Here is a 12,464-nt window from a genome sequence, read left to right as displayed (position 1 = left end):
CTAGCCCCTGACAAGGCCATGAGACAATACGACGACCTCGACGACGACGACCTTCTCGGTGATGATGACGAGCTAGATAGCTTCGCCAAAACTGGCGGCAGCAAAACCCGCGGCTCTTCCGAAGACCAACTTTCCGCTAAGTACGCCGACTATCTAATGTGGCGCGATACCGGCTCTTCGCACGACGAAGCCTTGGATTTGGCGAGCATGACCGAAGAAGAATACACCACGGCCGAAGCCGCCGAAGACCCTGACGGCAGCCGCGGCTTCAGCAGCCTCGACGATGACGACGACTTTGATGATGACGACGATGACGACCTAGGCGGTTCGTCGCGCGGCGGCCGTCGGAGCAGCTTCGATGATGATGATTTTTAAAGTATTGATTATAGATGAGTTGAAGTGATGAGAAGACTTCGCGCTTAGCTCATTAAAAAGGCCCCGTTCTGAATTAGAACAGGGCCTTTTGTATTTCAATTTTTGTACCTGCAACCCATCAACAAACAGCAATCAGCAATCAGCTCTTGCGACCAAAAACACGCTTGAGCAAGTCGGTGGTGCGGGCCACGGGGTTTTCGCGGATGTTGGCTTCTTCTTGGGCAATAAGGGTGAATAAACCGTCGATGGCTTTGCCGGTAGCGTATTGGTTGAGGTCGGTTTGCACGGGCGTTACCAACGGAATCTTGTTGTAGCGCATGCTCAGATCGGTGTAGTAGCGGGTGGCGCCCACTTTGTCGAGGCTTTGCTGGATGATGGGCTTGAAGGCGGTGGTAAGCTGCGTGGTAGTGGTCCGCTGCAAGTACTGCGTGGCGGCATTTTTCTCGCCGGTCAAGATGTTCCACACGTCGGTGAAGGTGAGGCTCTTGATAGCCGACAGGAAGATAGGCTTGGCGCTTTTGGCGGCATCCTCCGCGCCCCGGTTCAACGACAGTTCAAACCGATCCACTTGGCCGCCTAGGCCTATGCTGCGCAGGGTGTTGGCTACGCGCTGGGCGTCGGGCGGAAACGGGATACGAATCAGCTTGTTGAGGTTGAAGCCGTCGGTTTGGGAAGCTTGGTCGGCACCTTTTCTGATGCCCTGGATTAGCGCTTCTTTGAGGCCGTTGGCGGCTTCGGTATTGGTCAGGCTGCCTTGGCTGGTGCTGGTGGTTTTGCCTTTGGTGGTCGGCAGCCTGATGTTGCCGATTTTGGGCAAACTGAACGTCTGGGCAGAAGCACTGAGCTGGAGCCCTAGCAGCGCGAGTGGCATGAATAAAAAACGGCGGTAGTTCATGGCAGAAAGAAACGAGGTACTTGGTTGTACGACCCTTTTGCAGAAACCGGACCAACTCCAAAGAACTGTAGCGCCCAGCCGAAGCCAGGCGCTACAATTCTTTGATTCAGAAACTCCCTTGTTGGGAAAGAATTACTTTCCAAATACCCGCTTCAGCAGCTCACTGCCACGGGCGGCGGGGTTGGCCCTAATTTTAGCCTCTTCGGCCGCTACCAGCGTGAACAGGCCATCCACGGTTTTTTGGGAAGCGTAGGGCGTCAGCTGGGGTTCCAGCTTGGTAACCAGCGGAATCTTGTTGTAGCGGCTCACCATTTCGGCGTAGAGCTTGGTGGCGCCAGTTTGCTCCAACGACTGCTGAATAATGGGCTGAAACGCCGTTTTGAGTTGGTCGGCGGTTTTACCGTACAGAAAGGTAGTGGCGGCGTCATCCTCTTTGCTGGTGGCTAAACCTAACGCATCCTGAAAGCTGATGTTCTGCACCGCGCCCAGAAAGATAGGGGCCGCCTCCTTGGCCGCCGACTCGGCGCTGCGGTTCAGTGCCACCTCAAAATTATCAACCAAAGCGCCCAGTCGCAGCTTGCGCATGGTGGCCGCTACCAGCTCAGCCTCGGGCGGAAACGGGATGCGGATATCGGTATTGGCATTGAACCCATCGGCGGCGGAGGCTTGCTCGATGCTGCGGTTAATGCTCTGCGTGAGGGCTTCCTTCAGGCCGTTGTTGGCTTCGTTGTCGGTGAGCGGGGTTTTAACTACGGCCGCAGCGGCAGCAGCTACAGCGGTTTTAGCCGTGGTGGTTTTGGTGGTCGTAGTGGTTTTAGCGGCTGGTTTCTTGGCCGTGGTGGTTGTTTTCTCGGTGGTGGCGGTGGTCTTTTTGGCCGTGGTTTTGGTTTGGGCCTGGGCAGCCAGCGGGGCGGCTACACCTAGAGTTAATGCTAAGGTCAGGATTCGGAAAGTAGGCATAAATAGAAAAGACGAAAACCAGACGGCCCTTGTGGCGGTCTTACGCGTCGGGGGGCCAAATTGCGTGAATTCCCTCTCCCATCCTAACCTACTCCCCTATGTCTCTGCTTCCCGACGTTGAAATCATGACCATTGGCGACGAGCTGCTTTACGGGCAGGTCATCGATACCAATTCCACCTTTATGGGCCAGGAATTAGCCAAAATCGGGCTGCGCGTGCGGCAGATTTCCAGCGTATCCGACCGAGCCGACGAAATTGTAGCCGCCCTCGACCAAGCCCGCCAACGCGCCCGGGTGATACTCATCACCGGCGGCCTCGGCCCCACCAAAGACGACCTCACCAAGCACGTACTAGCCCGCTACTTCCACAGTGAGTTGGTGATGCACGAGCCCACCCTGGAGCACGTAGAAGGCATATTTAAGCGCTACAACCGCCCAATGCTCGACGTAAACCGTCAGCAGGCGCTGGTTCCCGCCAATTGTGAGGTGCTGTTCAACGCGGTGGGTACGGCCCCCGGCATGTGGTTCGACGACCAGGGCACTGTGTTTGTGAGCATGCCTGGCGTGCCCCACGAAATGAAATACCTGATGAGCGAGCAGGTGCTGCCACGGCTGCAAACCCGCTTCCAGGTGCCCCCCATCGAGCACGTAGTGGTGCAGACTGTAGGCCTGGGCGAGTCGTTTCTGGCTGAGAAAATTGCGGATTGGGAAACGGCACTGCCCTCGAATGTGAAGCTGGCCTATCTGCCTTACCTCGGGGGCGTCCGGCTGCGCCTGACCGGCTATTCCGATGGCCAGCCCGACCTGAGGCCCCGCATGGAGGCCTTGCTGCCGGAACTGCACGCGGCTATTGGCGAGTACATTTTTGCTGAAGGTGAAGTGAAGCTGGAAGCCGCAATCGGTCCGCTGCTGCTGGCCCGCAACTTGACGCTGGGCACCGCCGAAAGCTGCACGGGTGGCTTGCTGGCCCATAAGATAACCAGCGTACCGGGCAGCTCCGCCTACTTCCGGGGCAGCATCGTGGCCTACCACAACGATATCAAAGTACAGGAGCTAGGCGTAAGCCCCGCCACGCTGGCCGACCACGGCGCCGTGAGTGAAGCCACCGTGCGCGAAATGGCCGAAGGTGCCCGCCGCCGCCTGGGCGTAGATGTGGCCTTAGCCACCAGCGGCATTGCTGGCCCCGGCGGCGGCACCGAAGCCAAACCCGTTGGTACTATTTGCATAGCCTACGCCGACGCCCACCAAACCGTCAGCCGCCAGTTTTCGTTTGACCGAGGCCGCCAGCTCAACGTGGAATACACCGTAACTATGGCCCTGAATATGCTTCGCCAGAACCTACCAGCGGGGGAAGTGGTGAAATTGTGAGATGGTGAAATTGTGAGTTTGACGTTTTACTTGCGCCATTTGCGCGGTTATAACGTCAAACTCACAATTTCACCATCTCACAATTTCACCACTTCACTATTCCCTACCTTTGAGCCTGAAATTTCCCCACCCCAATAACCCAACCCCTACCCCTATACCGCATGGCACGAGTGGAAATGGTGATGCCCAAAATGGGCGAGAGCATTATGGAAGGCACCGTTCTGAAATGGCTCAAGCAAGTCGGTGACACGATTGAGCAAGACGAATCGGTGCTGGAAGTGGCAACCGACAAAGTAGATACCGAGGTGCCCGCCATCCATGCCGGTGTGTTGCAGGAGATATTGGTGCAGGAAGGCCAAGTAGTGGCCGTGGGTGCCCCCATTGCCGTGGTGGAAACCGATGTAGCCGCCGCCCAGGCCGGCACGCCGCCACCGGCCGCGCCCGCAGCGGCACCGGCACCGGAAGCACCAACTGCCCCGCACGGCGGTACGGCCGAAGTACCTTACGTACCGGAAGCTGCCGCTACGGCACCCGCGCCAGCCGCAACCCAGCCCCAGCAGCCCGGCCGCTTCTACTCGCCGCTGGTGCTCAGCATTGCCCGCGAAGAAGGTATTTCCATGGCCGACCTGGAATACCTGCCCGGCACTGGCAGCGAAAACCGCGTCACCAAGAAAGACATTCTCGACTACGTAGCCGCCGGTAAAAAGGCCCTGACGCCACAAGCCCAGCCAGCTGCCGCTGCTCCGGTAGCATCAGCCCCGGTTGCACCAGCCGTTGAAGCCCCCGCTACTGCTCCGGCTTCAACTCCCGAGCCAACGCCAGCTGCCCAACCAGCGGCACCAGTTGCTCCAAGTACGGCAGCTACCGAAAGCCAAGCTCCCAAGTCCCCAAGTCCCCAAGCCCCCACCAAAGCCGTGCCTTCCATCAGCGGCGGGCAGGAGCTGATTGAGATGGACCGGATGCGCAAGATGATTGCCCAGCGTATGGTGGACTCCAAGCGCATTGCGCCGCACGTTACCTCGTTTGTGGAGGCCGACGTGACGGACCTCGTGAATTGGCGCAACAAGCACAAGGATGCCTACAAGAAGCGCGAAGGCGAAAACCTCACCTTCACGCCCATTTTCATTCAGGCCATTGCCCGCGCCATTCAGGACTTCCCCAATATCAACGTATCGGTAGATGGGGACTACATCATCAAGAAGCGCGACATCAACATCGGCGTAGCCGTGGCCCTGCCCAGCGGCAACCTGATTGTGCCGGTGATTCACAACGCCGACCAACTCAACCTCAACGGCCTCAGCAAGAAGGTAAACGACCTGGCCAACCGGGCGCGCATCAACAAGCTCACCCCGGCTGATTTAGAAGGCGGCACCTACACCGTGAGCAACGTCGGCTCGTTCGGCAACGTGATGGGCACGCCCATCATCATGCAGCCGCAGGTGGCCATTATGGCCGTGGGCGCTATCAAGAAGAAGCCTGCCGTTATTGAAACCCCGCAGGGCGACTTGATTGGCGTGCGCCACTTCATGTTCTTGAGCCACAGCTACGACCACCGCGTGGTCGACGGTTCGCTCGGCGGCATGTTCGTGCGCAAGGTGGCCGACTACCTGGAGCAGTTCGACCCGAATACGACTATTTAATAGTTGCTTGCTGGTTGGTGGCCTGCCCCCACTTGTACTAGAAAGGCCCGCCGGATAGTCCGGCGGGCCTTTTTTGATGGCGTAATAAGAATAGTATGCCTTTAGGCCGGCAGCGTAGCTTGGTGTTTGGTTACCTGCGTTTGGGCATCGGTGAGCACATCTACCTGGGCTTGCACCTGTTGGGCATCTACGGCCGCCAGAAAGCGGCTGGTAGCACTTCGGGCGCTGCCTGTGTCGGTGAGGTTGTCGCGCCGGTCGTTGGCGCGGCGCAGCTTGGTTTCGTTTTGCTTGCGCATAGCGGCCGTAATATCGGGCGAGGCCAGAATGGCGGAGTAAGCGGCTATTTCGGCTTCCACGCCCGCCAGCTGCCCGGCTGCGTCGGCCTGAGAGCGGCTGGTCCGGCGGTCGGCAAATTCGAGGTTGCTGGTGCGCTGTTGGTAGCCATCCAGCTCGGCGGCCAGATCATCGAGCACTTCGTCGCACTCGGCGCGGGTAGTTAATACAGTTACATCAAGAGCCATAGAGGTAGAGGGGTTAGAAGGTGAGATATACCCCAAGGTAGCCGCGCTTGCCGCGCACTGCCGCACGATTTATCCCCTGTTTTGAGACCCGCTGCCCCTATTTTGGGACGCCTTCCGGTAGCGTAGCCTGCAACAATTCCACTAAAGCCGCCGCTTCGGTTTCCAGGGCTTCGGCCCGCAGCCGGAGCAGGTGGTAGCGGGCGGCCCAGGCGCTGTCGTTAAGCAGCGCCGTGGTTTGCTGCTGGCGGTGGAGCAGCCACTGCCGGGCCCGGTGAGCTTCGGCGGCGGGCAGCAGAGTTTCCGGTAAAGCGGGGGCTGCCAGCAGGCCGGGCAATACCGCCTGCCAGCGCCGGACCTTGACCGCCGCCGCCGCTAGCTGCTGTAGCTCCCGGCGCAGCCGGCGGGCGTGGTGCTGGCAGTAATCGAGGCGGGCCTCCAGGAGGCCCGGCGCGGGCGGGATAGTAGGCACATCAGTGGGCTCTGGCGCAGAGGATGTAGTTGGCGTAGCGGCCGGCAGCAGCCGGGCCAGCGGGTTCAGGCGCAGCAATACCGCCGCGGTAAGGGTGCGCCGTCCAGCTTCGATGTCGGCCACGTAGGGCCGGCTAATACCCAGATACCCGGCCAGTTCTTGCTGTTCGAGCCCGAAGTAGCGGCGCACCTGCGCCACCAGGGTGGTAGATGGAATGGATTTGCGCGGCATGAACGGTGGTTTTTTGCAGCTTATTTTTAGAAAACTAAAAAATAAGCTGCAAAAAACCATGTAAGGAAATCTGTTTTGCTATGGGAAACAGGGTGCATGGCTAGGCGCGTACCTTTACAGTTCTTCACTGCCTTACATCCCGCATGAATAAAGTACTGCCTCTTGTTGCCCTGCTGATTGCGCTGGGTCTGATTATCTTTCTGTACCTACGCCTCACCAAAACGGAGGAAGCCCTCAAGCAAGCCAACCTGCGGTTCTCGGACTGCGAGCAGGTGAACTTTCAGCTGCAAAACCAGCTCACCCAGGCCACCCGTGGCGCCGCCGTGCCCGATAGCCTGAAAGTGAGATAAAGCGGATTTGCACCAAAAAAGAACGTCATACAGAGCATGTGGCGCATCAAGCCAGGGACGAAGCATCTCGTGTGCTGACACAGGATTACTCTCCTAGCGTCAGCACGCGAGATGCTTCGGCTACGCCTCTGCATGACGTTCTTCTTTTTTTATTATCTACCTAGCCCAGTGGCCTAATGAAAATGGTGAGGTTGCTGTTCCGTCGGCACTATTTGCGCGGATAGAACAGCAACCTCACCATTTCACAAGTTCACAAACTCACCTTACGGCCGGCCGCCGCTGCTGCCGCTTTGTGGCGTGCCGCCTGCTCCGTTGCCACCGTCGCCATCTTCTTTCTGGTCGTCGTTGGTGACGGATTTTTTGCGGCGCGAGGGGGCCGTGGTCAGCTTACCGATGCGGTAGCTCATATTCACCCGGAAGCCGGTGCGGTAGAGCACGTTCTCGCTCTGCTGGGCCAGAATGTATGAATCGACTTGGGAGCGAATCTTGTTGGTGGGCGTGAAGAAGTTGTCGGCGCCAAAGCCGATGCTGCCTTTCTTCTCGTTGAAATCCTTCTTCAAGCTCAGGCTATAGATGCCAAAGCCGCCCTGGTAGCCTTGGAGCTGCACCTGACGCCCACGATAAAACGTGAAGAATTGCAGGCCCCAGCCTTTGCTCAGCGCATAGCCCGCCTGTGCCCGGCCGCTAATTACCCAACCTTCGTTTTTGGCCCGCAGAATCACGTCGTTGGACTTATTGTCGAGCATGGCGTAATACGCATCGAGGCCACCGCCCAGCGTGAACTTGTTGTTGAGGTTAACGTTGGCAAACAAGCTCCCTCCGTAGGCATTTTCCACCCCGATGTTGGCAAAGCGGGTGATAATCGTGTCGAGGTTGGTAGTACGCAGCGGCTGGATGGAACCGGTGGTGTTACGGGCAAAAACCGAGAAGTTAAGCGAGGTTTTCTGGATGAACGTGTTGTATCCCAGCTCGTAGTTGTTGGTGTATTCGGGCTCCAGATTGGGGTTACCAATCGTGACGTTGAGCGGGTTCGACGCCTGCCGGTTGGGGTTGAGGAACTGTAAGGAAGGCCGCTGAATCCGGTAGTTGTACGCCGCTTTCAGCGTATTACCGCTAGCCAGCTTGCGCGACAGGTTCACGCTCGGCACCAGCACCCCATACGACGGAATCGAAACCTTGGTATCAGAGTTCTGAAACTTGGCGTCGATGGTCGTGTACTCGTAGCGCGCACCGGCCTTGAGCGTGTAATTTTTCAGGAAGCCCAGCGTGTACGAGGCATACGCCGCGGCTATGTTTTGGTCGTAGGTGAACGTATTCGACAGGTTGCCGCCCACCGTTTGCGCGCCATCAATAAAGGTGCTGTATTGGCTGTTTACGGTGCGCATGATGTCCTTGGCCCCTAGCTCCAGCAGCTGGTTTTTACCCACTGGCGTCTGGTAGTCGAGCTGCGCGGTAACCTCTTGGTTATAGCTGTCGTTTTCGTTGCGAATCTGGCTGGCCGAATTCGGGTCGAGGCTTTCGAGGATGCTGTTGGTGAAGTTGTTGGTGCGGTCGTTGCGGCTGTACAGGCCCAGCACACTCAGCTCGCGTTGCGGCGTTTCAAACGTGTGCGTGTAGTTCAGGTTCACGTCCACGTTGTTGGAGTTGTCCTTGGTCAACACGTCGCGCAGGTCCCGCCGGGTGAGCGGGAAAATACCGGTAGCAGGGTTGAGGCGGTACGATTCGCTGAGCAGGTCGTTCTGCTGAACTCTGGAGTTGCCGACCCCAAACTGCACCGAAGCCGACAGGAAGTTGAACTTGTTGATATCGTAGTCCCAGCCCAGCGAGTAGCGCCCGTTCAGGCGGTTGTTGGTGGTTTTGGCCGACTGCGTGGTTTGCGCCAGAAAGGTGCGGGCCGCGTCGTCGTCGAAGGTGTTCTGAATGTTGGAGAAGCGCCCCGGTGTGTTGTATTGCGCCCGGCCGCCGCCACCCAGCGAGAAGCCCATCTTGCCGGTGCGGTAGCTGCCGTTCAGCCCGAAGTCGGAGCTACGCAAGCCGAAGCTGCCGCGCCCATCCACCGTGAAGCCTTGCAGGTTGTTTTGCTTGGTGACGATGTTGATGATACCGCCCGAGCCTTCGGCGTCGTACTTGGCCGAGGGCGAGGTAATCACCTCCACGCTCTTAATCTGGTCGGCCGGAATCTGGCGCAGGGCGTCGGCAATGCTGCTGGCGGCAATGGTAGACGGGCGGTTGTTGATGAGCACCCGAATGTTGGAACTGCCGCGCAAACTCACGTTGCCATCCAGGTCTACGCTCAGGGAAGGCACCCGCCGGAGCACATCGGTAGCGTCGCCGCCGCGGGTGGTTTCGTCTTTTTCGGCGTTGTACACGGTGCGGTCCACCTTCTCCTCAATCAAAGCGCGCTGGCCTTCCACCACCACTTCCTTGAGTGCCTGCGCCGATGAGGCCAGCGCTACCGTGCCCAGCGCAACGGTGTTACCGGCCTCAGTGATGGTGATGCCGGGCTTATCGATGGACTTATAGCCCAGAAAGCTGATTTGTACCGTGTAGGTACCGGCTGCCACTCTAGTCATCGAAAACTTACCGCTTTCGTCAGCAGCGGTACCATCAGCGGGCTTACCGGTGGCGGGGTTGAGCAACACTATTGTGGCATAAGGAACCGGCTTCTTGGTAACAGCGTCGGTCACGGTGCCAGTAATACGCCCACTACCCTGCTGGGGCTGCGGTGCTCCGGTGGCTAGCTGGCGTGGTGCGCCACCGGCAGGCGGCCCACCGGCAGGGCGGCCACCGGCGGGCGGACCGCCCTGATTCTGTGCAACAACCAACTGGCCAGCGCTGGTAAAAGCCAGAGCAAGTAAAATCTTTTTCATCAATCCGCTAGAAGAAAACCACCCGACAAACCGGTGTGGCATAGGCATGTATTAAAATTTCCTTGAAACTACTCGCTCGGCAAGCAGCCGCATCTATCAAAACGACCAATCCCCGCTTGCAACCGCCCAGAACACGAGAACAGCAGACAGGCCAAGGCATTGGACTAGCCCTACAGACACCGGTTTAATGGTAAGGTGGCATCAAGGGTCATTAATAGTTGAGAAGCCACTTACCCACCTGATACTTAGTGCCTACCCGAAAGGTTGGCTAACGCAAAAAAGAACGGTCATGCCGCGGAAGCACAGCATGACCGTTTGAAATTTCTGATTGGGCTTGCAGGAGCTTTGCTGGCCCATGCAGCAAGCGCAACACCGCCGTTCCTCGCATCATTTGGACCAAAGGCACTGCTTTCGAATCCGAATCAACTCCTTACATCGGCGGCAGTTAGCAGGTTACCGCTCGCCCAGCAATAGCAACATAAACGCAAACTGCCGGGCCGCGTCGTGGATGGATTTGAAGCGGCCGGAGGCGCCGCCGTGGCCGGCTTCCATATCGGTGTGGAGCAGCAGCAGGTTGTCGTCGGTTTTGAGAGTACGCAGCTTGGCAACCCATTTGGCCGGCTCGAAATATTGCACTTGCGAATCATGCAGGCCGGTAGTGACCAGCAAGTTGGGATAGGCCTGAGCTTGTACGTTGTCGTAGGGTGAGTAGGACAGCATGTACTCGTAGTACGGCTGCTCGTTGGGGTTGCCCCACTCGTCGTACTCGCCGGTGGTCAGCGGAATGGTGTCATCGAGCATGGTCGTTACCACATCCACGAAGGGCACGGCCGCCACTATGCCTTTGTAGTATTCGGGGTGCTGATTGATGACGGCGCCCATCAGCAGCCCGCCCGCCGAGCCGCCCGCCGCAAACAGCTTGTCGGCGGCAGTGTACTGCTCCTGAATCAGGAACGCCGAGCAGTCGGTAAAGTCGGTGAAGGTGTTGCGCTTATAAAGCAACTTGCCGGCCTCGTACCACTGCCGACCCAGCTCCTGCCCACCCCGAATGTGGCAGATAACGTAGGCGAAGCCCCGGTCCAGCAAACTAAGCCGGGCCGAACTGAATGTGGGGTCGATGGAAATACCGTAAGAGCCGTAGGCATATTGCAGCAGCGGCGCGCTGCCGTCTTTCTTGAACCCCTGCTTGTACACAATCGACATGGGGATGCGCGTACCGTCCTGGGCCGTGGCATACAGCCGCTCGGTCACGTAGTTTTCCTTGCGGAAATCACCCAGCACCGCCTGCTCTTTCAGCAGGGTTTTGGTGCGAGCGGTCATATCGTAATCGTAGGTGCTGGTGGGCGTGGTGAGTGAGGAGTAGCCGTAGCGCAGCACAGTGGTATCAAACTCGGGGTTGATGCTGATGGCGGCGGTGTAGGTGGGCTCCCCGAAGTTGAGGTAGTGCTCCTCGTTATCCTGCCACCGAATTACGCGCAGCTGCAATAGGCCCTCCTGCCGCTCGCCTAGTACCAGATACTCCCGGAACAGCTCCATATTCTCCAGAAACACATCGTCCCGGTGGGCAATAATTTCCTGCCAGCGGGCTTTGCTGGTGTCGGAAACGGGCGTTTTCAACAGCCGGAAGTTAGGCGCCCCGTCGTTCGATAGCATGTAGAAGTAATCCTCGAAGTGCTCGACTTCATACAGATGGTCGTCCTCGCGGGGCAGAAATACCTGGAACGCCGCCGTAGGGTCGGTGGCCGCCACGTAGCGCGTTTCCGACGACATAGTGCTGCCCATCTGGATGAAAATGTAGTCGCGCGACTTCGAGCGGCCCACCCCGATGTGGAAGGTATTGTCGGCTTCCTCGTACACCAGCACATCCTGCGCGGGGTCGGTGCCTAGCTGGTGGCGATAAATTTGGTAGGTCAGAAGCGTGTTTACGTCCTGCTTGGAGTAGAACACCGTCTGGTTGTCGGCGGCCCACACGGCCTCACCACCCGTGTTTTCAATCTGCTCGGGGTACAGCTCGCCGGTAGTCAGGTTTTTGATGCGCAACGTGTACATGCGGCGCCCCACCGTGTCCACGCTGAAGGCCAGCAGGTTGTTATCGTCGCTGACCTGGAAGCCGCCAATTTGGAAATAGGCCTGCCCCTCCCCCATCTGGTTAGCGTCGAGCAACACCTCCTCGGGCGCGTCCAGACTTTCTTTCTTGCGGCAATAAATCGGGTATTCTGCGCCGGCCTCGTAGCGCACGTAGTAGAAGTAGCCATTGTCGCGGTACGGCACCGATTCGTCCTGCTCTTTGATGCGGCTCTTGATTTCTGTGAACAGTCGGTCCTGCAAGTCTTTCACCGGCGCCATTTCCTGCTCGAAGTAGGCATTTTCGGCGTTCAGGTAGTCGATTACCTCTTGGTTTTCACGCTCGTTGAGCCAGTAGTAATTATCGGTACGGGTGCCGTGGGGGGTGGTGAGTTGTTTGGGCTTAAGGGCGGCAACGGGTGGGGTGAGCATATATACGGTACAGTTGGGTTGAAAAACAAGCTCAAGAAGGAGCGTAAAACTGCGCTATTGGGCGCAGTGAAGCAGCAACAACATTACGCGTAACAACAATGTGCGCAATACTTCCTTGGCTATAGCTTTAGAGCGCTGGAAGCAAATGAGCGCAACTAGGGCATGAGGCAACAGAAGTTTCGCAATAAATCGAGGCATGTGGGCCGAAAGTAAACGGCTATGCTTCATTCTGCATAGTGCAGTTGGATGCTAGTCAAAAAAAAGCTCCACCTGATGAGGTGGAGCTTTTT

At 57.9% G+C, this 12,464-nt stretch carries 10 protein-coding genes; 4 read left to right on the top strand and 6 right to left on the bottom strand.

The window, feature by feature from the left end; all coding sequences use genetic code 11:
* The first annotated feature begins 18 nt into the window (after window positions 1–18).
* Window positions 19–375 carry a hypothetical protein gene (locus tag G536_RS0110320; protein ID WP_022823519.1) on the top strand — a complete coding sequence of 119 codons (357 nt, stop codon included), beginning with the start codon at window positions 19–21 and terminating at the stop codon, window positions 373–375.
* 139 nt (window positions 376–514) lie between these two features.
* Here the strand turns inward: G536_RS0110320 and G536_RS0110315 are convergent, their stop codons facing one another.
* Together G536_RS0110315 and G536_RS27320 are read right to left on the bottom strand one after the other, a co-directional pair.
* The gene (locus G536_RS0110315) at window positions 515–1,270 is read right to left on the bottom strand and encodes a DUF4197 domain-containing protein (protein ID WP_022823518.1); all 756 of its coding nucleotides are present in this window, start codon (window positions 1,268–1,270) and stop codon (window positions 515–517) included.
* Between the two features lie 132 nt (window positions 1,271–1,402).
* Window positions 1,403–2,230, bottom strand: a complete 828-nt coding sequence (locus G536_RS27320; protein WP_022823517.1) for a DUF4197 domain-containing protein — start codon at window positions 2,228–2,230, stop codon at window positions 1,403–1,405.
* A gap of 98 nt (window positions 2,231–2,328) precedes the next feature.
* Here G536_RS27320 and G536_RS0110305 point away from each other — a divergent pair, with 98 nt between their 5' ends.
* Both G536_RS0110305 and G536_RS0110300 read left to right on the top strand, forming a co-directional pair.
* Entirely contained in the window at window positions 2,329–3,597 is a 1,269-nt protein-coding gene (locus tag G536_RS0110305; protein ID WP_022823516.1) for a competence/damage-inducible protein A, read from the top strand.
* Window positions 3,598–3,758: 161 nt separating this feature from the next.
* A complete protein-coding gene (locus G536_RS0110300) occupies window positions 3,759–5,237 on the top strand; it encodes a dihydrolipoamide acetyltransferase family protein (protein ID WP_022823515.1) in 1,479 nt (492 codons plus the stop codon).
* A gap of 101 nt (window positions 5,238–5,338) precedes the next feature.
* Here G536_RS0110300 and G536_RS0110295 read toward each other — a convergent pair whose 3' ends face one another.
* Both G536_RS0110295 and G536_RS0110290 read right to left on the bottom strand, forming a co-directional pair.
* Window positions 5,339–5,758 carry a hypothetical protein gene (locus tag G536_RS0110295; protein WP_022823514.1) on the bottom strand — a complete coding sequence of 140 codons (420 nt, stop codon included), beginning with the start codon at window positions 5,756–5,758 and terminating at the stop codon, window positions 5,339–5,341.
* Window positions 5,759–5,855: 97 nt separating this feature from the next.
* Window positions 5,856–6,458, bottom strand: a complete 603-nt coding sequence (locus tag G536_RS0110290) for a helix-turn-helix domain-containing protein (protein WP_022823513.1) — start codon at window positions 6,456–6,458, stop codon at window positions 5,856–5,858.
* A 143-nt stretch (window positions 6,459–6,601) separates the two neighbouring features.
* Here G536_RS0110290 and G536_RS0110285 point away from each other — a divergent pair, with 143 nt between their 5' ends.
* Entirely contained in the window at window positions 6,602–6,808 is a 207-nt protein-coding gene (locus G536_RS0110285; RefSeq protein ID WP_022823512.1) for a hypothetical protein, read from the top strand.
* Between the two features lie 263 nt (window positions 6,809–7,071).
* Here the strand turns inward: G536_RS0110285 and G536_RS27315 are convergent, their stop codons facing one another.
* Both G536_RS27315 and G536_RS0110275 read right to left on the bottom strand, forming a co-directional pair.
* A complete protein-coding gene (locus G536_RS27315; protein ID WP_022823511.1) occupies window positions 7,072–9,678 on the bottom strand; it encodes a TonB-dependent receptor in 2,607 nt (868 codons plus the stop codon).
* Window positions 9,679–10,131: 453 nt separating this feature from the next.
* Entirely contained in the window at window positions 10,132–12,174 is a 2,043-nt protein-coding gene (locus tag G536_RS0110275; RefSeq protein WP_022823510.1) for a S9 family peptidase, read from the bottom strand.
* Window positions 12,175–12,464: the final 290 nt, after the last annotated feature.

Origin of the sequence: Hymenobacter norwichensis DSM 15439, from assembly GCF_000420705.1 — a bacterium.
In the GTDB taxonomy this organism is placed as follows: domain Bacteria; phylum Bacteroidota; class Bacteroidia; order Cytophagales; family Hymenobacteraceae; genus Hymenobacter; species Hymenobacter norwichensis.
The sequence above is the reverse complement of the archived record's forward strand: the minus strand, read 5'-3'. Positions and strand labels throughout refer to the sequence as shown.

Coding starts and splice junctions, on each gene's coding strand:
- G536_RS0110285 (WP_022823512.1), top strand. CDS start 6,602: ATGAATAAAGTACTGCCTCTTGTTGCCCTGCTGATTGCGCTGGGTCTG.
- G536_RS0110320 (WP_022823519.1), top strand. CDS start 19: ATGAGACAATACGACGACCTCGACGACGACGACCTTCTCGGTGATGAT.
- G536_RS0110275 (WP_022823510.1), bottom strand. CDS start 12,174: ATGCTCACCCCACCCGTTGCCGCCCTTAAGCCCAAACAACTCACCACC.
- G536_RS0110300 (WP_022823515.1), top strand. CDS start 3,759: ATGGCACGAGTGGAAATGGTGATGCCCAAAATGGGCGAGAGCATTATG.
- G536_RS27315 (WP_022823511.1), bottom strand. CDS start 9,678: ATGAAAAAGATTTTACTTGCTCTGGCTTTTACCAGCGCTGGCCAGTTG.
- G536_RS0110315 (WP_022823518.1), bottom strand. CDS start 1,270: ATGAACTACCGCCGTTTTTTATTCATGCCACTCGCGCTGCTAGGGCTC.
- G536_RS27320 (WP_022823517.1), bottom strand. CDS start 2,230: ATGCCTACTTTCCGAATCCTGACCTTAGCATTAACTCTAGGTGTAGCC.
- G536_RS0110305 (WP_022823516.1), top strand. CDS start 2,329: ATGTCTCTGCTTCCCGACGTTGAAATCATGACCATTGGCGACGAGCTG.
- G536_RS0110295 (WP_022823514.1), bottom strand. CDS start 5,758: ATGGCTCTTGATGTAACTGTATTAACTACCCGCGCCGAGTGCGACGAA.
- G536_RS0110290 (WP_022823513.1), bottom strand. CDS start 6,458: ATGCCGCGCAAATCCATTCCATCTACCACCCTGGTGGCGCAGGTGCGC.